21 protein-coding genes are annotated in these 23082 nt (G+C 53.3%); 9 read left to right on the forward strand and 12 right to left on the reverse strand.

Translation table 11 applies throughout. From position 1 onward, the window contains the following. Positions 1 to 4: 4 nt before the first annotated feature. The 4 genes from IV433_RS02875 to IV433_RS02890 all read right to left on the reverse strand — a co-directional run bounded on the left by IV433_RS02875 (position 5) and on the right by IV433_RS02890 (position 3691). A complete protein-coding gene (locus tag IV433_RS02875; protein ID WP_229893163.1) occupies positions 5 to 1021 on the reverse strand; it encodes a DUF2891 domain-containing protein in 1017 nt (338 codons plus the stop codon). A 12-nt stretch (positions 1022 to 1033) separates the two neighbouring features. Continuing rightward, positions 1034 to 1984 carry a DUF979 domain-containing protein gene (locus tag IV433_RS02880; protein WP_195812517.1) on the reverse strand — a complete coding sequence of 317 codons (951 nt, stop codon included), beginning with the start codon at positions 1982 to 1984 and terminating at the stop codon, positions 1034 to 1036. Continuing rightward, positions 1981 to 2670: a DUF969 domain-containing protein gene (locus IV433_RS02885; RefSeq protein WP_152326028.1), complete on the reverse strand. Its 690-nt coding sequence runs from the start codon at positions 2668 to 2670 to the stop codon at positions 1981 to 1983. The genes IV433_RS02880 and IV433_RS02885 overlap by 4 nt, the downstream gene beginning before the upstream one ends. A 361-nt stretch (positions 2671 to 3031) precedes the next feature. Next, the gene (locus tag IV433_RS02890; RefSeq protein WP_195812516.1) at positions 3032 to 3691 is read right to left on the reverse strand and encodes an epoxyqueuosine reductase QueH; all 660 of its coding nucleotides are present in this window, start codon (positions 3689 to 3691) and stop codon (positions 3032 to 3034) included. 183 nt (positions 3692 to 3874) lie between these two features. On the opposite strand from IV433_RS02890, the gene IV433_RS02895 reads away from it, so the two are divergent. The 5 genes from IV433_RS02895 (at position 3875) to cspE (ending at position 8210) form a co-directional block, all read left to right on the forward strand. Continuing rightward, on the forward strand, positions 3875 to 4885 hold the full coding sequence (locus tag IV433_RS02895; protein WP_195812515.1) for an AI-2E family transporter: 1011 nt from the start codon (positions 3875 to 3877) through the stop codon (positions 4883 to 4885). 223 nt (positions 4886 to 5108) lie between these two features. Beyond that, on the forward strand, positions 5109 to 6170 hold the full coding sequence (locus IV433_RS02900; RefSeq protein WP_152326031.1) for an NAD(P)-dependent alcohol dehydrogenase: 1062 nt from the start codon (positions 5109 to 5111) through the stop codon (positions 6168 to 6170). A 165-nt stretch (positions 6171 to 6335) separates the two neighbouring features. Continuing rightward, entirely contained in the window at positions 6336 to 6674 is a 339-nt protein-coding gene (locus tag IV433_RS02905; protein ID WP_152326032.1) for a hypothetical protein, read from the forward strand. A 239-nt stretch (positions 6675 to 6913) separates the two neighbouring features. After that, a complete protein-coding gene (locus tag IV433_RS02910; RefSeq protein WP_229893164.1) occupies positions 6914 to 7702 on the forward strand; it encodes an ion transporter in 789 nt (262 codons plus the stop codon). 298 nt (positions 7703 to 8000) lie between these two features. Next, positions 8001 to 8210 (forward strand): transcription antiterminator/RNA stability regulator CspE, encoded by a 210-nt coding sequence (gene cspE / locus IV433_RS02915; RefSeq protein ID WP_013575246.1) that lies wholly within the window; start codon positions 8001 to 8003, stop codon positions 8208 to 8210. Here the strand turns inward: cspE and IV433_RS02920 are convergent. Beyond that, positions 8203 to 8448, reverse strand: coding sequence for a hypothetical protein (locus IV433_RS02920; protein ID WP_195812513.1), 246 nt, complete (start codon positions 8446 to 8448; stop codon positions 8203 to 8205). The two genes, cspE and IV433_RS02920, sit on opposite strands and share 8 nt — an antisense overlap. A 199-nt stretch (positions 8449 to 8647) precedes the next feature. Between IV433_RS02920 and dsrB the strand changes: the two genes are divergently transcribed. After that, entirely contained in the window at positions 8648 to 8845 is a 198-nt protein-coding gene (dsrB, locus tag IV433_RS02925; RefSeq protein ID WP_104921723.1) for a protein DsrB, read from the forward strand. 96 nt (positions 8846 to 8941) lie between these two features. Here dsrB and IV433_RS02930 read toward each other — a convergent pair whose 3' ends face one another. The 5 genes from IV433_RS02930 to IV433_RS02950 form a co-directional block, all read right to left on the reverse strand. Next, entirely contained in the window at positions 8942 to 10642 is a 1701-nt protein-coding gene (locus IV433_RS02930) for a methyl-accepting chemotaxis protein (RefSeq protein WP_195812512.1), read from the reverse strand. A gap of 245 nt (positions 10643 to 10887) precedes the next feature. Further along, positions 10888 to 11502 carry a transcriptional regulator RcsA gene (rcsA, locus tag IV433_RS02935; RefSeq protein WP_195812511.1) on the reverse strand — a complete coding sequence of 205 codons (615 nt, stop codon included), beginning with the start codon at positions 11500 to 11502 and terminating at the stop codon, positions 10888 to 10890. A 390-nt stretch (positions 11503 to 11892) separates the two neighbouring features. Then, positions 11893 to 13083: a glycoside hydrolase family 88 protein gene (locus IV433_RS02940; protein WP_195812510.1), complete on the reverse strand. Its 1191-nt coding sequence runs from the start codon at positions 13081 to 13083 to the stop codon at positions 11893 to 11895. Between the two features lie 22 nt (positions 13084 to 13105). After that, entirely contained in the window at positions 13106 to 14392 is a 1287-nt protein-coding gene (locus tag IV433_RS02945; protein WP_195812509.1) for an oligosaccharide MFS transporter, read from the reverse strand. A gap of 42 nt (positions 14393 to 14434) precedes the next feature. Continuing rightward, entirely contained in the window at positions 14435 to 16273 is a 1839-nt protein-coding gene (locus IV433_RS02950; RefSeq protein WP_195812508.1) for a DUF2264 domain-containing protein, read from the reverse strand. Positions 16274 to 16534: 261 nt separating this feature from the next. On the opposite strand from IV433_RS02950, the gene IV433_RS02955 reads away from it, so the two are divergent. Then, complete coding sequence (locus IV433_RS02955) at positions 16535 to 17386, forward strand: AraC family transcriptional regulator (protein ID WP_195812507.1); 852 nt, start codon at positions 16535 to 16537, stop codon at positions 17384 to 17386. A 28-nt stretch (positions 17387 to 17414) separates the two neighbouring features. Here IV433_RS02955 and IV433_RS02960 read toward each other — a convergent pair whose 3' ends face one another. Further along, a complete protein-coding gene (locus IV433_RS02960; RefSeq protein WP_195812506.1) occupies positions 17415 to 18839 on the reverse strand; it encodes a pyridoxal phosphate-dependent decarboxylase family protein in 1425 nt (474 codons plus the stop codon). Between the two features lie 443 nt (positions 18840 to 19282). On the opposite strand from IV433_RS02960, the gene IV433_RS02965 reads away from it, so the two are divergent. Beyond that, positions 19283 to 20941, forward strand: coding sequence for a glucan biosynthesis protein D (locus tag IV433_RS02965; protein WP_195812505.1), 1659 nt, complete (start codon positions 19283 to 19285; stop codon positions 20939 to 20941). A gap of 224 nt (positions 20942 to 21165) precedes the next feature. Here IV433_RS02965 and IV433_RS02970 read toward each other — a convergent pair whose 3' ends face one another. Beyond that, entirely contained in the window at positions 21166 to 21348 is a 183-nt protein-coding gene (locus IV433_RS02970; protein ID WP_152326042.1) for a hypothetical protein, read from the reverse strand. Positions 21349 to 21729: 381 nt separating this feature from the next. Here IV433_RS02970 and IV433_RS02975 point away from each other — a divergent pair, with 381 nt between their 5' ends. Beyond that, on the forward strand, positions 21730 to 22827 hold the full coding sequence (locus IV433_RS02975; protein WP_195812504.1) for a glycerol dehydrogenase: 1098 nt from the start codon (positions 21730 to 21732) through the stop codon (positions 22825 to 22827). The last annotated feature ends 255 nt before the right edge of the window (positions 22828 to 23082 follow it).

Consider the following 23082-nt stretch of genomic DNA (forward strand, 5'->3'; position numbering starts at 1 on the left):
GGCGTCAGGCTTCGAGTGCTAAAAGCGCAAACGTCGCCAGCCAGTGCTCACCCATATAGGTGCTGTCGAGGTGATCCAGCGCGCTGTGCAGATGCGCTTCTGCGGTCTGACGCAGCAGCGCCGCACGCGGATCGCCTGCCGGTAATGCCGCTGCAAGGGAACGCTGGCACCAGGCGCGGCTGAGGTTCAGCCCGTCAAGATGGCCGATTTTCCCGTCGCTGCGGTCGGTGACCGTGGCCGGGGTGAACAGTGTCGCAGGCTGGCTGTGCGCTAAGTCCGGCAGGAAACGCCCGAACCATGTCACAAACGCATCGGCGGGTAACACGCGGCGCATCAGTTCTGCTTCCATCAGCGACGGCGAAAGAAACTCATCGCCGCCCGGTTCCCACGCCTGACAATGGACATCTTCCAGATGCCAGCGCAGCGCCGTTTCCTCAATCAGTTCCGCCAGTTTGTGATGCTTCACGCAGCGGGCGTAACCGAGCGTCAGTGCCAGCGCAAAGGCCGTATTGAAGTGGCTGCCGACGCGCAGCGGATAGGTGGCTTTCGGCAGGAAATCCGCAAAACTTTTCTCAAAGAACCGGCTCATCGGTGCCAGCGTTTTTGCCCACTGCGCCGCCTGCGGCAACGCCATTTCGTGCAGCTGCTGCGTCAGCGCCAGGAACCAGGCCCAGCCGTAAGGCCGTTCAAATCCGGCGTGCTGCGGCTGGCGCAGATAGGCCATCTCGCTGGCTACGTTCTCGTCGGTGAAATGTGCGCTGACCACGGCGATAATCGCACCGGCTTCCGGTAAATCCGGGAAGCGATCCAGCAAACGTAATAACAGCCAGTAACCGTGGACGCAGGAATGCCAGTCGTAGCTGCCGTAAAAAATCGGGTGCAGCTGGCGTGGCGTCTGCGCATCGGCGGCGCTGCTCATGGCGTGCATCAGTTTATTCGGAAACTCACGCGTCAAATGATTCAGCGCCAGCGAGGCAAAGCGCGACGCCATTTCCGGCGTCAGTGAAGTTGTCATCGTCATCTCATTTCCTTATCAGAAGCGGAACACAAACAGGTACATGAACGCGGTGTTAACCAGCAGCAGTAGCACGCCGGTTTTCCACTGCGCCTTGATCACGCCGTTTTTATCCTGCAATTCGAGCAACGCCGCAGGCACGATATTGAAGTTGGCCGCCATCGGCGTCATCAGCGTACCGCAGAAGCCGGAAAGCATGCCGATGGCGCCCATAATGGCCGGATTGCCGCCGAGCTGATTGACGATAAGCGGCAATCCGATACCGGCAGTCATCACCGGGAACGCCGCAAAGCCGTTGCCCATAATCATCGTGAACAACGCCATGCCGAAGGTATACGCCACTACAATCGCCAGCGGTGAGCCGAGCGGAATAATATTTTTGACCAGCTCCGACACCACGCCACCGACGCCTGCCAGCGCAAACAGCGCGCCGAGTGCGGCCAGCATCTGCGGAAGAATAGCTGCCCAACCGACGGTATCCATCGTCTGACCGCCCGCTTTAATGGCTTTTACCGGCGAATCACGCAGCATCACCAGCGCGACGATAAACGCTACCAGCGTGCCGATCACCAGCGAAATCAGCGTGACGTTTTTGGCTTCCACCAGCGGCGTGTATTTCAGCGTCAGCGTGCCAATCAGCGTCACAATGGGAATGAGCAGGGCAGGGATAAACAGCTTATTGCCGAAACGCTTCGCACCGGCTTCGCGTTTTTCCACCAGCTCCGGTTGTTCGCTGTCAGATTTACCTTTGCCCAGCTTGCCGGTTCCGGCAATGACCGCCAGCAAAATGGCCATGCAGCCGGTGACGAAATGCGGTAACTCGCCGCCAAACAGGAAAGTGATGCCGTAAACGCCCCAGAAAAGCGCGTTGACATAACGGCGTGCATTGCTTTTATCGCGCAGGTTAAAAAAGGCGTAAGCGCAGAACATCAGCCCGGCAAGGATGTACACGGTTTGCAAAGTAATCATTTCGCGGCACTCCCGTGTTGGGTATCAAAGCGTTTTGCCAGCGAGCGGTCGAGCAGCCAGAGCCGGATAAAGTGGATAATCAGCGCAGCAATGGCGGTCGGGATCGCCCACACGGAAAGGTGCAGGGGTTCGACGTTAATGCCGTACTGATCCAGAAAACCTTTAATCAGCAGGATGGACTGCACGGCGATAAAGATATCCTCGCCAAAAAACACCGCGACGTTGTCGGCAGCGGCAGCGTGCGCGCGGATCTTCTGGCGCACGTCGTTAGGCAAATCGCCGTATTTGGTGGTAGCGGCGGCTTCGGCCATCGGCGCAATCAGCGGGCGCACCATCTGCGCGTGTCCGCCCAGAGAGTTCAGCCCCAGCGCGGCGGTCATCTGGCGCAGGAAAAAGTACAACATCAGCACGCGGCCGGTGGTCGCCGCATGCACTTTGGAAATCAGGTGTCTGGCCTGTTCTTTCAGCCCGCTGCGTTCGAGCAGGGCGATGACCGGCAATGTCAGCCAGATCAGGCCCATATAGCGGTTATCGGTGAACGCTTTTCCGAAAGCACTGATAATCTCGACGGTTTGCATACCGCCCGCCAGCCCGGTGGAAATTCCCGCCACAGTGACCACTAATAATGGATTGAACCGCAGCGCAAAACCCAGCACGACGATAGGAATGCCAATTAAAACCCACATGATTTGTCCCTCAATAATGTTGTGTTTGCTTTATTTTTTTGGTGAATATCGGCGGTAAAAATACGCAGGTAATTACTGCGTGTAATAAGTCAGTGCTAATTAGCATAAAAATGCGTGAGGCGGAAAGTAACAAGCGTTAACAGTGAACGCAAGATGCAAAGCAAAAGGGCGTCATAGGAAATTATTCTATTATTCAGAGGCTTTGTTACCGGACAAAATAAACCACTGGCTGGCGATTTATTTCCGGAGAATCTGACGGGTCGCGGCGGGGAATATCAGAGTAATAAACCCGGCGATTTGGCCGGGTATAATGAAAACAAACGACAGAAAACGGGCTAGCGGGAAGGGGAATAAACCGGCGTTATTCGTCGTCTTCATCACCGTAATATTTGATGCCGAGTTTGATCAGCCCGCGGCCCTGGGATTTTCGGTGTAAGTTGCTGTCGCGTAAGGAGTAAACGCAGCCGCAATATTCCTGCTGGTAAAAGCGTTCACGCTTGCTGATTTCAATCATGCGCGAGGAACCGCCTTTTTTACGCCAGTTGTAATCCCAGTAAACCATGCCCGGATAAGGCGCGACGGCGCGCTCGCCGCTGCCGGTAATTTGTTTCATGTCTTTCCAGCGTGAAATACCCAGACAGCTGGTCATTGCGCTGAAACCATGTTCCCAGGCGAACAGCGCCGTGCGTTCGAAACGCATATCGAAACACATTGTGCAGCGTACGCCGCGCTCAGGTTCATTTTCCATGCCTTTCGCGCGCGCAAACCAATTATCCGTGTCGTAATCGGCATCGATAAACGGAATGCCGTGCTGCTCTGCAAACCGCATATTTTCTTCCTTGCGCAGCAGATATTCTTTTTGCGGGTGAATATTCGGATTGTAGAAGAAAATCGTGTAGTCGATCCCCGATGCCTGAATGGCTTCCATCACTTCTCCCGAGCACGGCGCACAGCAGGAATGCAGCAATAATTTATCGTGCCCTTTCGGAAGTTCGAGTTTTTCACGGAGTAATTCAGACATACTGTTCACCAGATTCTAAGATTTTCTTTATGTAATGTTCATCGGGGATAATAGAAGATCCTGCCGGACTGTCAAAAATTCGTTAACTGTTTAAGTTTGTGGCGGATTGTGCTTTCCAGTTCGGTGCTATGATGTGATTCATCAGGGTTATGACCGGTACTCAAAGGATTAAGGATGCAGGCAATGCAAATTGTGAGATCGAATCAGATTCGCTGGCTCAGTGTATTCATTGTGATGGGCGGGCTTTTATTGGTTCTTCCTCTTCATTTACTGGCATGTTTTATCGCCGGTTTTTTGGTGTATGAACTGGTCAACGGACTGACGCCGTATTTTCAGAAAATTATCAGCGGCGAACGGGCGCGCTGGGTGGTGGTGGCGTTTATCAGCACGGTGGTAGTGAGTTTCCTGACCATTGCTGTCGCCGGACTGGCCGATTTCCTGATGGAAGATATGAAAAACCCGGTGGCCTTTAACGCGATGGTGTCGCGGCTGCTGACGGATGCACAAAGCCGCTTGTCGCCGGTGCTCCTGCATTACCTTCCGGCCAATATCGAAGAGTTGCAGCGCAGTTTCCTGCAATGGCTGCGTGAACATATCGTGATGATTCAGACCTTCGGTAAGAACGCCGCGCACGTTTTCGTCACCATGCTGATCGGGATGATCCTCGGCGCGATTATTTCACTTCAGCACCACACGCAGGGCGAGCATCACGCGCCGCTGAAAAAAGAGTTGCTTCAGCGCGTACGTTTACTGAGTGACGCTTTCCGAAATGTGGTGTTTGCGCAGTTCCAGATTTCCCTCATCAATACCGTGCTTTCCGCAGTTTTCCTGTTCGGGATTTTGCCGCTGTTTGGTATTCATCTGCCGCTGGCGAAAACGCTGGTCGTCGTGACGTTTGTCTGTGGTTTGCTGCCGGTGGTGGGGAACCTGATTTCGAATACGCTGATTTTTATCGTCGGGCTTTCGCTGTCACTGTGGGTCGGGGCGCTGGTGCTGGCGTATCTCATCATTATTCATAAAGTGGAATACTTCCTGAATGCGCGGATAGTCGGCGGCCGCATCAAGGCGAAATCCTGGGAAGTGTTGCTGGCGATGCTGGTGTTCGAAGCCGCATTTGGCATTCCCGGCGTGGTCGCTGCACCTATCTATTACGCGTATCTGAAAAGCGAACTGAAAGACGCGGGCCTGATCTGAGTTTACGTTAACGTGGCGCCGCACTCTCGCGTCGTCACGGTTTATCCTTTCTTTGTCATCTCTTTGCAATACTCCTTCCCTCCGCCAAAAATCCTGAAAAAAACAGATTCAGGCAAGTAATGGCGAGAATCGTTATACCTGTCTGTCATCGTAAAGGGGCATACTTTCGCGGTGCCAGTTTCTGCTGGCATGCTGTATTCCGTTAGCCTATCAGGAGATAAAAATGACTCTTAACGTTCGTGGTTTCGCTGCACTTTCAGCGGATGCGCCTCTTGCGCCTCATAATTTTGTTCGCCGTGACCCGCGTGATACCGACGTTGTTGTCGACATTCTGTATTGCGGCGTCTGCCACTCAGATATCCATCAGGCCCGTAATGAATGGCATCAAAGCATTTATCCGATGGTTCCGGGGCACGAAATTATCGGTCGCGTGAAGCAGGTTGGCGCAAAAGTGACCGGCTTCAAAGTCGGTGATACTGTCGGTGTAGGCTGTATGGTCGATTCTTGTCAGCATTGTGAGTCCTGCGCGGAAAGCCTGGAACAGTACTGTGAAGAAGGCGCTACCATGACCTATAACAGCCATGATCGTCATGACAACATGATGACCTACGGCGGTTATTCCGAGCAAATCGTTGTTTCAGAAAAATTCGTTCTGCGCGTTTCTGAAAAACTGGACATCAAATCTGCCGCACCGCTGCTGTGCGCCGGTATCACCACGTACTCTCCGCTGATGCACTGGAAAGTCGGTAAAGGGCATAAAGTGGCCGTCGTGGGGCTGGGCGGTCTGGGCCACATGGGCCTGAAATTTGCCAAAGCGCTGGGCGCAGACGTCACCCTGTTCACGCGTTCTAAAGGCAAAGAGCAGGAAGCGTACCGTCTGGGCGCAGACCACGTTGTGCTGTCTACCGATGAAGAACAAATGGCTGCGGTGAAAAGTCACTTTGACTTCATTCTTGATACCGTGCCGAATCCACATGACCTGAATCCTTACCTGGATACCCTGAAACGCGACGGTACGCATATTCTGGTTGGGCTGATTGAGCCAATCGAACCTGCGCTGCACAGCGGAAAACTGGTTATGGGCCGCAAAACCGTTGCAGGTTCTCTGATCGGCGGCATCGCAGAAACTCAGGAAATGCTGGATTTCTGTGCTGAACACGACATTTCTTGTGATGTTGAAATGATCGACATGCAGGACATCAATGGCGCTTACGAACGTATGCTGAAAAGCGACGTGAAATACCGCTTTGTTGTTGACATGGCTTCATTGAAAAACGCCGGATAATCAGCAATCTGATTAAATAGCGACCTGATGCGCCTTTCCTGATGTTCATTGCGAACGGCAGGGCGGGCGCATTGTGACGAAATTTACTCTTTACGCATTTCTGTGGCTTCTCGGTTTGTAAGCGCGGTGGTATCCTGCTGCCTTTCGCCGGGCGAAGGAAAACCAGTGGCTAAGAGTTTTGATGAACTCATCAGAGACATGGATCTGATGATTGAACATGTGGACAGGCTGAAAAACTTGCCACCACGGGCAGCTCAACCAACAGCTGCTGACAAACCTGCGTACGACTCTTTCGGTGAGATTTTCGCCCTGAAAGCCGTGATGCGGGCTTTTATCTCGTCAGTCGACACCATTGTGAAAGTGCAGATTGCGAAGAAAGTTGAGCAGGATATTGGCCATCTGGAGAGCACGGTGCGGTCCATTGGCGGCGGCAGCGCTGACGCAGAAGACGTCGCGCAGATTACGGCTTACGTTCGCAATGCTGTCTCTGAGCTGATGGATTAATATCCCGCCAGCACATCACGTTTTAACAAACGCCGGTCACACCACGTCTTACAAGACATTGTGTGACCGGCGTTTTTTTTGGCGTCGGCTGCGATAGGCGGCGCGGCAAAAAGCGTTTATTCTTCAGGATATCTTTATTGCTGGTGCTGACTATGTCACAGGACTTTCGTTTTCTGGCTTCCCCACGGCGCAGATGTTACGCGCTTTTATTTGAGCACCGCACGCGCAGCGGCCGCCGAATGGAAACGTTCTGGATTGTGGCGTCGTTGCTCAGCGTGTTTATTTTGTTCTTCGAATCCAGCGCCACCGATTTATTCCCCAATACGCCGGATATTCTCTGGCGGTTCGGTCTGGCCGAAGCGGCTTTTACGGCGCTGTTCACCGTGGAATACGTTCTGCGGGTGTTTTCATCCCCGCGCAAAACGCGTTATCCGCTGAGCTTTTTCGGCATTATCGATCTGCTGACTATCTTGCCGATGTACATCATCTGGCTGATCCCGTCCTTTGGCACCGCCACGGATTTGATTGTGCTAATACGGTTGCTGAGGATTTTACGCGTCCTGCGTGTGCTGAAACTGCTGCGGTATATGAGCGACGCCGGGATTTTGTGGCGCAGCCTGATGCGGGCAAAACGCAAACTGGGCATCTTTTTTGGCTTCGTGGCGATTATCTTGTGTTTGTTTGGCGGCCTGATGTTTGCCGCTGAAGGCGGGAAGGACGGATTTACCTCGCTCGGTGCCTCCGTTTACTGGGCGGTAGTGACGCTGACGACGGTGGGGTATGGCGATATTACGCCGCATACGGCAATAGGCAGAATGCTGGCGTCGGTACTTATCCTGCTGGGGTATTCCATCATTGCCGTACCGACCGGGATTTTAACGGCTTATATGTCACAAGAGTTGGAAAAAGGGCGTGCCGCCCGTTCTTGTCAGACTTGTCTGCATTCCGGCCATGAAATTGACGCTAAATTTTGCGCGCACTGTGGCGCGGTTCTGGCCTCGGAAACTTCTCAACCTATTGAAAAATAGCCCGTTAATTGTACGCGAATTGTACTATGTGGTACATAAACTGGCTAATTTTAGACTTTACCCACGCATTGCATTAAAAAGAGTTGCTATTAAAGGGCAGTCATGAGTAAATACGTACCGGCCTGTGGTACAGACCTATTTATGCACGACATCCTGAGTAAAGTTGTTCCAATTTAAAGCGTTATCCATGATAACCCTGCTCTGACGAATTTCCTTCTTAGTGCCTCCATAAGTAACGACTGAAATCCGGCTATAACATGCCCATGGTGGCGAAATTTATTTTTAAAAGGTAATTCCTATGTCAATGATGAAAGGTCAGGTTAAGTGGTTTAACGAGTCTAAAGGCTTTGGCTTCATCACTCCTGCTGACGGCAGCAAAGATGTGTTCGTACACTTCTCCGCTATCCAGGATCAAGGTTTCAAGACCCTGGCTGAAGGCCAGAACGTACAGTTCACTATCGAGAACGGTGCTAAAGGTCCGTCTGCGGCTAACGTTACCGCTATCTAATCTTGCTTTCTCGCTGTTTCAGCGATAATTGCAAAGATGACAAAAACCCGCATGCGCGGGTTTTTTTACGTCTGTTGTTTGTTATCGGTTGTTCGTGAATAGCGACAGTTTGCGAATATCCGTTCAGAATCCCGCCATAGCTCCCCGCATCATCCCTGTCTTCGAAAAAAACTCCCTGAATTGCAGGCAAAAAAATGCCCGCATAGAGGCGGGCAAAAATATTTCTTATGACATTCATTATGTACTCCCTCGGGGGTGAGCACGCAGGCAGTATAGAAGAAATGAAAGTCAGGATTCTGGCATCAAAAGGTTAAGGAAATGCAAATTAGTAACGCAGGGTCATTTTCTCATTTTCAGCCCGACTTTCTGCTTGCGCGGTGCCTTTGTGGGGCGGTCTGTACTACAATAAAGATAATTGAAAACCATGGGATAACCTGATGAAAGTTAATGATCTTGTGACAGTGAAAACCGACGGCGGCCCGCGTCGCGAAGGTAAAGTGTTAGCCGTAGAGGAATTTTACGAAGGCGTCATGTATCTGGTGTCGCTGGAAGATTATCCGGCAGGCATATGGTTCTTCAATGAAGGCGATACCAAAGACGGCACGTTCGTCGAACCGCGCGAAGGCACTGAGTAAATCGCGCACCAGCACAAATTCTGAATAAAAAAATACCGGTAGCCATGCACCGGTATTTTTTTGTCTTTAAACCGGGTTAACCGGCGTGATGACGCATCAGAACGTTTCCCAGTTTGGCTCTTCGTTCACGTTTTTCGACGCGCGGGCAGAAGGGGATGTGAGCGCGCGCGTGGGTGGCTGGCGCTTGGCAGATGAACTCTGCGTATGCGCATCGAGGCGGAATACGGCGACAGCCTGGGTCAGACGCGCCGCCTGTTCTTCCAGTGACGCAGCGGCCGCCGAGGCTTCCTGCACCAGCGAAGCGTTCTGCTGGGTCACGCCGTCCATTTCTGAAACTGCCTGACTTACCTGGCTGATCCCGCGGCTTTGTTCATCAGACGCCGAGGCGATTTCGCCCATAATGTCGGTGACATGGCTGACGGCGGTCACGATTTCCGACATTGTATCCCCGGCATCGCCCACCAGAATGCAACCTTCACCGACGTAATCTACCGATTCTTCAATCAGCACTTCGATTTCTTTGGCGGCCTGTGCGCTGCGTTGCGCGAGATTGCGCACTTCGCTGGCGACTACGGCAAAACCGCGGCCCTGTTCGCCGGCACGGGCGGCTTCGACGGCGGCGTTAAGCGCCAGAATGTTGGTCTGGAAAGCAATGCTGTTGATGACGTTGGTAATTTCAGCGATTTTAGACGAGCTGCGCGAAATTTTATCCATAGTCGTCACCACGTCCGCCACGATATCGCCGCCTTTCTGCGCTTTGTTCGAGGCATCTGCCGCCAGTTTGCTGGCGTGATGGGCGTTCTCGGAGTTCTGTTTCACCGTTGCGGTCAGCTGTTCCATGCTGGCAGCGGTTTCTTCCAGCGCGGCGGCCTGCTGTTCGGTGCGGGAAGAAAGATCGGTATTGCCCGACGCAATTTCTGTCGAACCCTGATAAATCGATACCGCACCTTCACGTACGGTTCTGACCGTTGAAGACAGCGAGCTTTGCATCTGCTCGACATTGCTGCTCAGCACGCCAATTTCATTGCGGCCATGGCTTTCTGCCGGTTGGGTCAGGTCGCCTTCAGAGATTTTCTGAATACGCGTCACCAGACGGTTCAGCGGGTTGATGATGACTTTGCGCATCACCAGATAAGTGATGAACGTCAGCACCAGCGCAATCACAAACCCGCCGCCCATCAGCATATAGCCGAGTACCGCATTGCGCTGCGCCTTGTCATTAATCGCATTAGCCGTGTCGGTACGGTACGCAATCGCCGCCAGCAGCGGGACGTTGTTGGCCAGATCCAGCCCGCGTACGGTCTCCGCTTCCTGTGAAATCACTTCTTCGAAATGCGCCTGCTGCGCGGATTCCAGCATCGGCGCCATGCCTTTGGTCAGATAGGCGGTGTAGGCTTTTTTCAGCGGTTCATCCAGCGCCAGATCTTTGTCTGTCTTATTCGGGCGGTTGATATAACTGTCAAAACTCGACTGCGATTGTTTAATGCGGCTGGCCGCATCCGTCAGGTTTTGTTTGAAGACGTCCTGATCGCCGATCCGCGCCGCGGCTGCTGCCTGAATAAGTAACAGACGTGCGGTGCGTAAATGGTTAGAACTGTTCGACAGCGCCAGACGGATTTGCAATTCCTGCGTGGCATTCGCCAGCGCCGCATTACTCTGCTTTAAGAAAAAACTGGATGACCCGATGGACAGGGCGAACAGAAAGAGGATCCCGGTGAGAATCAGGCTGATCAGGGTGATAAGTCGGATATTACTGATAAAAGAGGTGCGCGTTGTAGAGAATGTAGGAGTATCCATTTTATTTTGTTCCGCTCAATTGATCCTGCATACCGCCTGTTCCCGGCGGTGATAAACAGCGATAAAGGCATTGCCAGCGGGGCAAGTCCGGCCGTGACGAAAAGAAAACGCCATATAAAGGACATCGGCATTTCGCCGCAGGGATTCAATTTATATATGAGAGCTGGATCGCATTTCAGGGTTTAAGTGGGGCGCTACAGGCGAAGCGCGCGCTCAGCCTGTAGCGAAAACCAGAGGTGGAAATATCAAATCGCGTAGATGCCGTTATTGAGCTGGTCGCACAAACGGACGACGTGATAAATAATGTGTTTGTTCGGTGATTTAATCTTCCTCTTAATATTTCCTTTGTATGAAGACACCGTTTTGGTTTTGATTTGTAGTTTATCGGATATTTCAATGGTCCCGTCGCCTGACATCCACATTTTCAGCATCGCAGATTCAGAGCGGCTGAGCATAACCGGCCGGATATCCAGCACGGCACAGCTGGCCGGGTTTTGCGCCTGAGGCAGTGACGGGTGATTTAACAGCTGTTTGAGCGTTTCCGCCTTAATGGATTTCGAGGTGATAATGACGTTCTTACGAACGAAAATATATTCTTCAAAATGAATACGCGTGCGTGACATAAAGATAAAAAATAACGTGTCAGGGTATTCGGTGATCAGTGCGCCCAGACGTTCTTTGCTGTCCGGATGCGAAGACATGCAATCCTCATTAATGAATACCACGGAGGGATTGAGTTTTGCACATCCCGCCTGAAGCTGATCGAAGCGATCAACGTCAGTGATCTCCCGTTCGCTGGTGAGAAATTGTTGCAGGCCGAGTCGGGTATACCGGCATGGATCCAAGATTATCGTTTGCATAGTAAGTCCTCATAGGACGTCCTTGTTCTGCATAATGATTGGACGCGATAGGGTCAGCACAAATTCTTAATACAGCGTGCTGAACCTACTTTTTGCATGAAAAACGTCAGCGTGGAAGCCTTATTTTTTGAGGGCTCACAGGGGCAGGTGCTTAGATTAATTTGGTTTATGTCACGCTTAACTTTGATACTGATCAAAATTTTAACATAAATTAAGACTATTCCTAATAGATGTAATGACATACAAGAAGTGCTTGTTTCACGGCGTGTTACCGTAACACGAGGGAACTGTTCGCAGTAAAATGATGAGGCACATTATCCTTTAAAATAATTCACGAATGAAAAATGGCAATAAAACCAGACGCAGCGTGTAAACGCCGCGTCTGAAAACTCACCAGTAGGATTGCCAGCACTGCGTCAGCCGTGTCAGCGCCTCAACGTAAAAGTAATCTCCCCAGCTGCAACATTCATCCACGCCTTTTCCGCTGCCCATGTGATAGACAGAATGCTTAAGCAACCCGTCACAATCTTCCTGATTCCCCGCCAGATAACGCTCCGTCAGTGAATCCATGATACGCAGCGCCATCTCTTCATAATAAGCGCGCTTATCGTCGGTGGCGGGCAGCGTGATGGCCAGTTCCAGCAATCCGCAAACCGCAATCGCCGCCGCTGAACTGTCGCGGACCGCATCGGTACCCAGCAGCGCCAGATCCCAGTGACACACATCGTCTTCCGGTAAACGATTGAGGAAATAATGCGCCAGACGGCGTGACAGCTCGACCTGCTCCGCATCGCCGGTGTAACGGTAGCTGAGCAGGAATCCGTAAATCCCCCAAGCCTGACCGCGTGACCAGCAGGAATCGTCGGAATAACCCTGATGCGTATTGCCGAAACGCGGCTCACCGGTCACCGTATCCATGTAAAACGTGTGATAAGTCGAGGCATCCGGGCGAACGATATACTTCGCCGCCTGTTCCGCATGTGCCCGCGCGGCGTCGGCAAAGCGCGGTTCCCCGGTTTGTTCACCGGCCCAGTACAGCAGCGGCAGATTCATATTGCAGTCAATAATCATGCGCCCGGCCTGTTCCGGATCGTTCAAATCTCCCCAGGCCTGAATGATTTTGGCTCTTGTGTTGAAACGCTCCATCAGCGCTTCGGCGGCCAGCAGCGCAAAACCGCGCGCCTGACGATTACCGGTCAGCTTAAAAGCGCTCACGCACGACAGGCTGTAAAGAAAACCGAGATCGTGCGTCGCGGTATCCATCCGGTTGGCGATACGGTTGCCGAAAGACGTCACCTGTTTTTCGGCCGCCGCACGATAACGGTCATCGCCGGTCATTTCCCACGCCAGCCACAGCTGTCCGGTCCAGAAACTGGTGGTCCATTCCACATTGTCGGTCAGCGGATAATGGCCTTTCTCGCAGTTCTCCGCCGGGAATTTATCGCCGAATTTATCCAGATTGCGCGAGATTTTGCTCAGCACAGTCTCGCGGGCGCGCTGCATTTTTTGCGCGAAAGCAATCCGGTCCAGCTGGTTAAGTTCTACAGGGCGTAACTTTTCATTAGCGATGTTCAGTGTCATCAGTTCTTCCTTTTTAACGTGTTCAGCGTTTTAACGGTGCCAGTTCAGGGCTGTGTTCAGGAGTTTCAGCGGGGGCCGGTGAGCCGTGACGCAGGCTCTGGCAGGCGGATAACGTAAAGGCGGAAATCAGCGTAAAGCACAGCGCGATGCCGCCCATAAACAGATAAGTGTGTTCAAATCCGATGCGGTCGTAGAAATATCCGGCAGGCGGGGCGACGACGATGGAACCGACGTAAATCATCGCCTGATAGCCGAGCAGGTACATGGTGGCATTCACGCGTTTGCTGAAATGTTCGGCGATGTATTTGAAAACCGATACCAGCAGCAGCGCGATTTCCAGCCCGTAGAAAGGTTTGATAATGGAAATCAGCAGCGGATCGCTGGTCAGTCCGGACGCAATCAGGCGCAGCCCGACCAGCGCGCCGACCAGCAGCAGGCTCTTTTTCGCCCCGAAATAGTTCACCAGGAACGGGATCACCATCATCATCAGAAACTCAAGACCGGACTGCACGGTGCTCAGATAGCCGTACCACGCGTTGCCTTGCTCTTTGGTATCGAAGAAAGTGACGAAGTAGCGCGAGAACTGTTGTTCGGCGACAAACATCATCCACGCGACACCGGCGACATACAGCGAGAACATCCAGAATTTGCGGTTTTTCAGCAACAGAATCACATCGCTGAACATGATTTTCTGCTGGGAAATCACATCATTGTCTTTGAGTTCTTCATCACCAATTTTCAGTGACAACAGGACTGCCAGCATCACCAGTGACGTCGCGCTACTCAGGCCAAAGTTCCAGGCCGGAGACAGGTTAAACAGCACGCCGGAAAACGACGCGGCCAGCGCCCAGCCAAGCGAGCCCCACATCCGCACCTGGCCGAATTCCATGTGATACAGGCGGCTGAAGCGGTCGGCATAAGATTCCGACGCCGCCACACCGGCGTACCAGCCCAGGCTCAGATACAGCGCGCCGACGATAATCCCGGTCATCAGATGGCTGTCGAGCAGCGGCTGATACACAAAGATAAAGAAGGGCGCCATCAGGGCTGAGACCAGCACAACAAAATAGAGCAGGGATTTGCTCATGCCGATCTTATCCATGATGTAGCCGTAGACCGGTTTCATGATCACCGCGAATACGCCGTTGACCGCGAAGACCGTGCCGATGGTGACGCTGTCCAGCCCGGCTTTCTGGCCGAGCCACAAGGCGTAAAGCCCGAAGCTGGAAGACCAGGTGAAAAAGTAGAGAAATATAAAGCCACTCATTTTGTAATACGCCGGTTTACTGGCGGTTTTTATCGCTTTCATAATGACTCCTGAAGACTGTTCTGGCAGCCCTGACGGCGGCTCTCAACGCAGCGTGATTTGCCCGCTGTGCCCCTGATAGTGCCAGCGTAATTGCTGCCCCTCGCGGATCACTTCCGGCACACCTTGCGCGCAGATATCCTGCGTTGATGAGGCACAAACGGCGGTGATCAGCCAGTGCTGACCGGCGGGAAGTGCGCCGGTCAGCACCGGGATCGCGGCGGTTTCGGCAAACATAATGCTGCTGTTCGGCGGGGTGATGACGGTGGCGGCGTCGCGCGGTGTGGCCTCATCGAGACACACAATCCGGCTGACGCCGTTGCGTGCGCTGACGGTGACGGCACGTGTGTCCGCCGTCATATCTGTGCGCGTCGCCGGTTCCTGAATCACCGCAAAACCGCCTTCCGCCGAGGTCAGTGGCCGCCGGTTTTCGACATGGTGAACGCGCAGATGCCAGTCGCCGCACGGGATCAGCCAGGTGCGCACCGTGACGTCGTGCCACGGCAGCCAGCGGGAATAAATCATCGATTCCGTGATGTGCGTTTCTGCGCAGTCGCGGCGTCCTCGGTAATAACCGTCGTCTTCCGAGAACATCAGCAGGGAATCGCAACCGGCGTGATTCAGCCCATAGCGGCCACGGTCAATCGTAAAACCGAACTGGCTGGAGTAGGCGAATTTGGTGTATTTGGCTTCGGTATTGACGAAGTTATTCAGCTCGATTTGCCCGGACGTGAGCATCACCACGTGCTGGCCCTGTGCGTCGCGCGTCAGGATCTGGCTGGCGTGCGCAATGCAGTGTGTGGCGGGAATATCGGGCAACGGCGCTTCTTCTGCCTGCCAGAAAGCGTCGTCGTGCGGCAGCGCCAGCACCAGAAACAGTTTGCAGGCCCAGTAAGGGGAGCCCGGCGCGTTGTAGTCTTCGGCCATCGCCAGATTCGGCGCGTGATAACCAATACTGAGTACGCCGTCGCGGTCGAAAATCGGCTCTTTCAGCCAGTGCCGCAGATGGCGCAAAATCACCCCTTTCACGATGCCCGGCGTGAACACGTCCAGTTTGCTGTAGGCGGCAGCGCTCCAGAACGCGGCTTCGGCAAAGCGGTAAGTCAGGCTGCGGCCAAACGGTACGGCGGCACCGCTGGCGGAGAACATCGTGATGAAATCCTGCGCAAATTGCTGCGCGCGTTCCCTGAGCACGGCGGCGCGCGGGGCATCCACGTCGGCCATATTCTGTGCGTAAATCAGGCCGTAATAATGAAAGGCCATCGAAATATAGTAATCACGCGGGCGCCCCGGTCCGTCGGAATACCAGCCGTCACCGAGGTAATAGGTTTCCATCAGCGCAAAGCGTGCGGCCACGGCGGATTGATCCCACGGCATTCCGGCCTGTTTGAAGCCCATCTGCACCATGATCGGGAAGAAATTCCAGTTGTTATTGGGGATCACGGCGTCGCGTCCCTGATTCAGCCAGTCAGCCAGATTTTGCTGTTCCTGCACCGAAAAATGGCTCAGAAGACGTTTATCCAGCAGGGTCAGCCCGACGCCAAACGCTGCCATTTCTACGCATCGCTGATCGAAATCGCGGATTTTTCCCCAGTATTGCGGGTGCTGCGGATCGGTACCGAACCGGATCGCATTAATGTAAAACGGCAAATCCGGGCATTCACCGCCACCGGCGAGCAGCGGGAAAATCCCCCACAGCATGCGTGACAGCGCTTCCATTTTGGCAATCCCTTTACCGTAATGCGTGGTGGTATTGCCGAGGTCGATTCCACTTTTGCCTTCTTCGGTGTAGGGCGAAACGGCGGCCAGCAGATCGTTTAGAAGATGTTGTACATCGTCGCGGGTACGCAGCGGATTGCCGGTATTTATTTTTTTCAGCGTCATAAAGGGACTCCCGGTGACATGATGGGTACCAGAAAATAAGGGTTTATTAATTTGAAATATTATTTCAGTTCTCTGTGTCGCGAGTGAAATATAGAGAACTGGCGATCTCTGATTGTTACGTGCTTCACAGAATGCGGTGATTTTTGAAATTGTGATTATTAAACTGGCGGTAAAACGGCTTAAATTATAAAAAGCAGACGAAAAATTGTGTTTTGTTGTCCCGGCAAAAATCCGGTGTTAAATAACGCAAGGAACCCCGCAATGCCGGCATCCGATTATCTTGAACGTATTGCCCTTACCGATCGTCAGGTTTCTTTTAACCGGATGAACCGCGGCAGCGCCAATTATTTTCACTGGCACCAGTGTCTGGAATTACTCTTTGTCAGCCAGGGTTACGGCATCGTCATTGTCGATAACCAGCAATACACGTTACGGCCGGGGCGGTTATTTGTTTTCCCGCCTTTCAAACTGCACAAGGTATTTGTGGAAGCCGATGCGAAAAATGCCTATTTACGCACCACTATGCATCTCGACCACGTTCTGCTCGACGGCTGCCTGCAATCCTTCCCGCAGCGGCGGGCGAGGTTTGCCAGTTTGTGGGACGCCGACCGCGCCGCGCACATTTATGACCTCACCGAACACGCCAGCCATATCGAAGTGATCCTCGAACAGTTCCACCGTCTGCCGGAAAGCCGCCAGCATCAGTGGGAAGAGATCGCCATGCTGGTTTTGCAGCTGATGGCGTTTATGCCTGCGGAAGATGCGTTACCGAAAACGGTCAGCCGCACCACGGCGTCAAAAGTGATGCAGTGGATTGAAGAAAACTACGTGCAGAAATTCTCGCTGGCGGAACTGTCGGCGGCGATTGGTCTATCGGAAAGTTATATTTCGCGGGTGTTTGGCGAGGAAACCGGGGGTTCCATTCAGGATTATCTGGCGACGCGGCGGGTGAAACGCGCCTGCGAACTGCTGCGTTCAACTGATCGTTCCATCGAGGCCATCGGCCTGCAATGCGGGTTTTCTGACGCGCCGTATTTCATTACGCGGTTCAAAAAGATGATAGGTAAAACGCCGCTGCAATATCGCAAGGCGGCGTTTTCGTTACTGACCTGACCCGGAACCACCTGAAAAGTGATGCTTATCAGATCTCCGCGTAGCAGGTTTTCATGGAATTCACGGCCAGCTCAATATCCGCTTCTTCAGTCATCCAGTTCACCAGCGCGGCGCGTATGCCCGGCTTGCCGTTCAGCGAGGTTGACGTACAGCGCACCACACCCGCGTTATCCAGCCTTTGCTGGAACCGGTTGCGCTTCGCCAGCGCTTCCGGCGTGCCGTCGGCACCCTCCAGCGCAAAACACACCACGTTGAGATTAACCGGTGCGAGCAGCGTAAAGCCCGGCGTCGCGGCAAGTTTCTCGCCCAGCAAATGCGCCAGCCCGACGTTGCGCTCCACCACTTCCGCCAGCCCGTCGCGGCCATAGGCTTTCAGCGCCATCCACACCGGCAACGCACGAAAACGCCGTGAGTTTTCCGGCGTCAGATGCAGGTAATTGTCCGGACGCACGCTGGGCAGAACGAGATACGCCGAATGGTTCTGGAAAACCTGAACCTGCAAGGCCAGATGACGCTCCTGAGTAAACTGAACCGCGCTGTCATACGGCACGTTCAGCCATTTATGGGCATCGACCGTAATCGAATCCGCGTCTTCCCAACCGGCCAGAAGCGGGGCATAACGCGCCGAGGCCGCCGCCACACCGCCAAACGCGGCGTCAACGTGCAGCCAGAAACCGTATTTTTGACGCAGCCGCAGCAGGGCGGGCAAATCATCAAACGCGACCGTATTCACCGTTCCGGCGCTGGCAAGCACCATCGTCGGGCGATCAGGGTCGGCGGCCAGAATGTCTTCCAGCGCAGCCGGATCAATCGCTTCGCTGCCGGGTAGCGTTGCCACCGTCACCAGCGCGTCGCGCCCGATGCCTAACATGCTCAGTGCTTTTACGCTGCTCGAATGCGCGGCGGCGGAAAGCACGCGGATAGGCCCCAGCGCCGCCAGCCCTTGTTGCGCGATATCCACGCCGCACTGCTGCCCCAGCCACTGGCGGGCAATCGCCATGCTGACAAAATTCGCCATGGTCGCGCCGCTGACAAACGTGCCGCACAGCGCATCCGGCAGGCCGAATAACTGTTTGAGCTGATCAATAGTGGCCAGCTCGATGGCGGCGGAAACCGAATCAAAATTCAGCTGAGTGTTTTGATCGACGGTGCTGACCAGCCAGTCGGCGGCCAGAGACGCGGGCGTACCGCCGCCGGTCACGAAACCGAAATAGCGCGGACCGGCGCTGGCGGACATTCCGCTGGCGTACCGGTTCCAGAAATGTTCCAGCGCGGCCTGCGCGCCGATGCCGCTTTCCGGCAACCGCTCGTCTCCGTCTTGCAGATTTTGCGCGCTGGCGGGCGGGCAGGTGGAACGCGCAGGCAGCGTTTCGAGAAAAGAAACCGCCGTGTCACAGGCCTGCCGCAGGATTTCAGGCAGGGTGTCCAGATCGTGCTGAAGCAGTGGGTGCATAAAATTCCATTAAGGTTCAGATGATTAATACCATTCTTTAACTTACCCGATTACCCGGCTGCGGCAAATTGACATATTTTCACCTCGCTTACCCCGCTGAGGGAGTGACGTTGTCACTTTACTAAGAAAGGGATTCGCCGGTAAATAACCTTTCTGTAACAGAATGCTCCTAAAATAAGGCACAATTTCTGCCCTAAAACGGGGCAGTGCTCGCCCTTTGAACACCGGTTGTCCAAATCACGCGCAGCCCTTGTCTGGCGGGGAATGACGCTGTCAGATGTGCTTACTTTTTCAAGTAAAATATTAGCTGAATGCATTCAATTTCTTGTACTCGGCTTGTGAATTTTACGTTAGCCTTAGGGTCGAAATTTTTTGAATACGCGGGGGCCACGTCGTGAGGCGGTGCCCCCAGATTTTTGCCCAGTACAGGAAACGATTCTGGCATGGAACGAAGAGCATTTATTAAAGCATCAATGGCATTCGCCGCCTGGTGTGGTGTGCCGGCAATGTCCACACTGTTCACCCGTTCCGCTGAGGCGGCAGAGGCGAATGTGGCAGACGGCGGCGAATTGCCATTTGATTTCAACGCGCTGCAAAAGATGGCGAAAGAGTTAGCGGATAAGCCCTACGGCGGCGCGCCTCTTCCTTTACCCAAGACGCTGGCAGAATTAACGCCACAGGCTTATAACGCCATTCAGTACGATCACGCGCATTCCCTGTGGAATGGCCTGCCGGACCGCCAGCTTGACGTCGAATTATTCCATGTCGGCATGGGTTTCCGCCGCCGTGTGCGCATGTATTCCGTCGATCCGGTGAAGCATCTCGCGCGCGAGATTCATTTCCGCCCGGAGTTGTTCAATTATCACGACGCCGGTGTTGATACCAAACAGCTGGAAGGCTTCTCGAATCTCGGTTTCGCCGGTTTCAAAGTCAATAAAGCCCCGGAGCTGACGCGCCGCGACGTGGTGTCATTCCTCGGAGCCAGCTATTTCCGTGCGGTGGACGACACGTATCAGTACGGCCTGTCAGCGCGCGGCGTGGCGGTGGATACTTTCACCGACCAGCCGGAAGAGTTCCCGGATTTCACCGCTTTCTGGTTTGATACACCCAAACCGGGCGACACTACCTTTACGGTTTACGCGTTGCTGGATGGCCCGAGCATTACCGGTGCCTATAAATTCCTGATCCACTGCGAACCGACCCGCGTGGTGATGGAGATTGAAAACCATCTTCACGCCCGCGAAGACATCAAACAGCTGGGCATTTCTCCGATGACCAGCATGTTCAGCTGCGGGACCAACGAACGCGGGCGCTGCGACACGATTCATCCGCAGATCCACGACTCTGACCGCCTGCAAATGTGGACCGGCACCGGCGAATGGATTTGCCGTCCGCTCAATAACCCGCAGCGTCTGCAATTTAATGCCTACAGCGATAACAATCCGAAAGGATTTGGCCTGTTGCAGCTTGATCACGAGTTCAATAATTATCAGGACGTGATTGGCTGGTATAACAAACGCCCGAGCCTGTGGGTGGAACCGGTCGGAAACTGGGGGAAAGGGGCCGTCAATCTGATGGAAATCCCGACCACCGGCGAAACGCTCGATAACGTCGTCTGCTTCTGGCAGCCGGAAACCCCGGTGAAGGCCGGTTCTGAATTCAATTTCAGCTACAAACTTTACTGGAGTGGCGAGCCACCGCACCGCAGCCCGATGGCTAACGTACTGGCGACCCGCACCGGTATGGGCGGTTTCCCGGAAGGCTGGGCACCGGGCGAGAATTATCCGCAAGTCTGGGCGCGTCGTTTCGCCATTGATTTCACCGGCGGCGAGCTGAAAGCCTTTGCCGATAAAGGCATCGAGCCGGTGATTAACGTCTCTGCGGGTAAAATTAAGAACATCGAAATTCTGTATGTGCAACCGTTCGACGGTTACCGGATCCTGTTCGACTGGTATCCGGACAGCGATTCCGTCGCGCCGGTCGAACTGCGCATGTTCCTGCGTTCCGGCCAGAAAGCGTTGTCGGAAACCTGGCTGTATCAGTATTTCCCGCCAGCGCCGGATAAACGCAAATACATCGATGACCGTCAGATGACCAAATAATCCCCTTCATCAATCAGGCTGCAGTGCTGCTGACTGCAATCTGAATGATTTTGAGGATCGAAAGATCAGAAAAACAAAAAGCCCCGATTCGGGGCTTTTGCTTTCTTACTTTTCTGTTTATCTGTCATTTGCAGGTGAACCAGACACAGGATCTTGCAAAAATACTTCAAAGGTTAAAGCAAGGGTAACGCACGGTACTCAACTGCTGAAGGCCAAGATGGCAATCAAAACGCCTTCACCAGCATTCCGTTCTGCGGTTGTTGCTGAGGATTTTTCAGCGCCGCATCGAAGGATCTCTCGATCTCTTTCAACTGTTGTAAGAATTCTTGTGGCGAGAAATCGTGTGATTTGCCGCTCATGTAGGCCAGGGCCAGTTCTTTGGCGTTGTAACGTTGGAAGTTATACATGCTGTCAGTTCCTTATTAATCAAAAAAATATTAACGGGATGGCGAACAGCGAGCTGGCTTATAACCACTGCTTACGACGTGCTGCCAATGCAATGCATTCTACGGAAATGATTGATAAGTGAAAGTTGGTGTTGTTTATGCATTCAATAGTTAAAACCTAACTCATAAGGGTTTTTTGATTGCAAATCTGAATAGTCATTTTTGGTGATTAATTCATCAGGTGGCTATCTGGCGTGGCGAAAAATTCAACTTCATGAAAGATAAAATTTCTTTGCGAGTCATGCTGTTAATGTGAATTAAAAGGGTTGGGCTTTACATCCTGCTGGGGTACCCTCAGGGAAGTTATCCACGGATCATTATCAACGAAAAGAGGTTTTTATCATGAGTAAATTTATCTTCTCTTCGCCAGGAAAATACGTTCAGGGCAGCGGTGTTCTGGATGAGTTGGGTGATTATCTGCCTGCGTTAGGCGGAAAATCATTTCTGATAGCTGATGATGTCGTTTGGGGAATTATCGGCGATCGCGTGAAAGCGTCGCTGAATAAAGCCCAGGTTGAATTCCATTTCGAACGTTTTAACGGTGAAGCCTCTGCCAGCGAAATTACCCGTCTGGCGGCAATTGCCCGCGAGGCCGGGACCCACGTCGTGGTCGGTCTGGGCGGCGGTAAAACGCTTGATACCGTCAAAGCCATTGCCGATGAACTGAAACAGAATGTGGTGATTGTGCCAACCGTGGCGTCCACGGATGCGCCGTGCAGCGCGCTGTCGGTGATCTATTCTGACAACGGTGTTTTTGAATCTTACCGTTTCTACCACAAAAACCCGGATCTGGTGCTGGTCGATACACACGTTTGCGCGCAGGCACCGGTTCGTCTGTTTGCATCCGGCATTGCCGACGGTCTGGCGACCTTTGTGGAAGCGCAGGCGGTGCTGCGTTCCCATTCGCAATCCATGGTCGGCGGTGACCCGACAATTGCCGGTATGGCGATTGCCGAAGCCTGCGAGAAAACGTTGCTGACTTACGGTTACAGCGCGTACACGGCGGTTGAGCAGAAACTGGTGACACCGGCGGTGGAAGCCGTCGTGGAAGCCAACACGCTGCTTTCCGGTCTCGGTTTTGAAAACGCCGGTCTGGCGGGGGCGCATGCCATCCATAACGGCTTCACGGCGATTTCCGGTGACATTCACCACCTGACGCACGGTGAAAAGGTGGCGTACGGCACGCTGACGCAGATGGTGCTTGAGCAGCGCCCGGACGAAGAAATCGCGCGTTATGTGCGTTTCTACCGTTCCATCAAAATGCCGACCACGCTTAAAGAGATGCATCTGGAAAACGAATCGTTCGCCAGTCTGGTGAAAATCGGTGCACTGGCAGGCGGCGAGGGCGATACGCTCGGCAACCTGAACCGCAACCTGTCTGCCGAAGATGTCGCGAATGCGATTCTGGCCGTGGACGCGTTCAGTAAAACCGTGAAGTAGCTACCGCTGACATGCTTTAAGGCTCGCAGACAACCTGAGCCTGTGCTAATCAAAATTTGACGTATCGTCAGGAAAAAAATGGATCACATTTCGTGGTCCATTTTTTTTGTCTATCTGGCCTAAGCGTAGGTAAGTAAAGATATTTCATGTTTAACAATGCCTTATTTACGGCGCAAAGATTTTTAACTCCCCAGTATGCACGGTAAAAGATTTATGCTGAAACATATAATAAGCCATCAAATGTTAAGTTTTATT

Source organism: Rahnella laticis, assembly GCF_015644585.1.
GTDB lineage: Bacteria > Pseudomonadota > Gammaproteobacteria > Enterobacterales > Enterobacteriaceae > Rahnella > Rahnella laticis.

Bases quoted from the DNA above. Each gene is read 5' to 3' on its own strand.
- IV433_RS02875 (WP_229893163.1), bottom strand. From the start codon at position 1,021: ATGACGATGACAACTTCACTGACGCCGGAAATGGCGTCGCGCTTTGCC.
- IV433_RS02960 (WP_195812506.1), bottom strand. From the start codon at position 18,839: ATGCACCCACTGCTTCAGCACGATCTGGACACCCTGCCTGAAATCCTG.
- IV433_RS02885 (WP_152326028.1), bottom strand. From the start codon at position 2,670: ATGTGGGTTTTAATTGGCATTCCTATCGTCGTGCTGGGTTTTGCGCTG.
- IV433_RS02930 (WP_195812512.1), bottom strand. From the start codon at position 10,642: ATGGATACTCCTACATTCTCTACAACGCGCACCTCTTTTATCAGTAAT.
- IV433_RS02890 (WP_195812516.1), bottom strand. From the start codon at position 3,691: ATGTCTGAATTACTCCGTGAAAAACTCGAACTTCCGAAAGGGCACGAT.
- IV433_RS02920 (WP_195812513.1), bottom strand. From the start codon at position 8,448: ATGAATGTCATAAGAAATATTTTTGCCCGCCTCTATGCGGGCATTTTT.
- cspE (WP_013575246.1), top strand. From the start codon at position 8,001: ATGTCAATGATGAAAGGTCAGGTTAAGTGGTTTAACGAGTCTAAAGGC.
- IV433_RS02975 (WP_195812504.1), top strand. From the start codon at position 21,730: ATGAGTAAATTTATCTTCTCTTCGCCAGGAAAATACGTTCAGGGCAGC.
- IV433_RS02900 (WP_152326031.1), top strand. From the start codon at position 5,109: ATGACTCTTAACGTTCGTGGTTTCGCTGCACTTTCAGCGGATGCGCCT.
- rcsA (WP_195812511.1), bottom strand. From the start codon at position 11,502: ATGCAAACGATAATCTTGGATCCATGCCGGTATACCCGACTCGGCCTG.
- IV433_RS02895 (WP_195812515.1), top strand. From the start codon at position 3,875: ATGCAAATTGTGAGATCGAATCAGATTCGCTGGCTCAGTGTATTCATT.
- IV433_RS02965 (WP_195812505.1), top strand. From the start codon at position 19,283: ATGGAACGAAGAGCATTTATTAAAGCATCAATGGCATTCGCCGCCTGG.
- IV433_RS02950 (WP_195812508.1), bottom strand. From the start codon at position 16,273: ATGACGCTGAAAAAAATAAATACCGGCAATCCGCTGCGTACCCGCGAC.
- IV433_RS02880 (WP_195812517.1), bottom strand. From the start codon at position 1,984: ATGATTACTTTGCAAACCGTGTACATCCTTGCCGGGCTGATGTTCTGC.
- IV433_RS02945 (WP_195812509.1), bottom strand. From the start codon at position 14,392: ATGAAAGCGATAAAAACCGCCAGTAAACCGGCGTATTACAAAATGAGT.
- IV433_RS02970 (WP_152326042.1), bottom strand. From the start codon at position 21,348: ATGTATAACTTCCAACGTTACAACGCCAAAGAACTGGCCCTGGCCTAC.
- IV433_RS02955 (WP_195812507.1), top strand. From the start codon at position 16,535: ATGCCGGCATCCGATTATCTTGAACGTATTGCCCTTACCGATCGTCAG.
- IV433_RS02940 (WP_195812510.1), bottom strand. From the start codon at position 13,083: ATGACACTGAACATCGCTAATGAAAAGTTACGCCCTGTAGAACTTAAC.
- dsrB (WP_104921723.1), top strand. From the start codon at position 8,648: ATGAAAGTTAATGATCTTGTGACAGTGAAAACCGACGGCGGCCCGCGT.
- IV433_RS02910 (WP_229893164.1), top strand. From the start codon at position 6,914: ATGGAAACGTTCTGGATTGTGGCGTCGTTGCTCAGCGTGTTTATTTTG.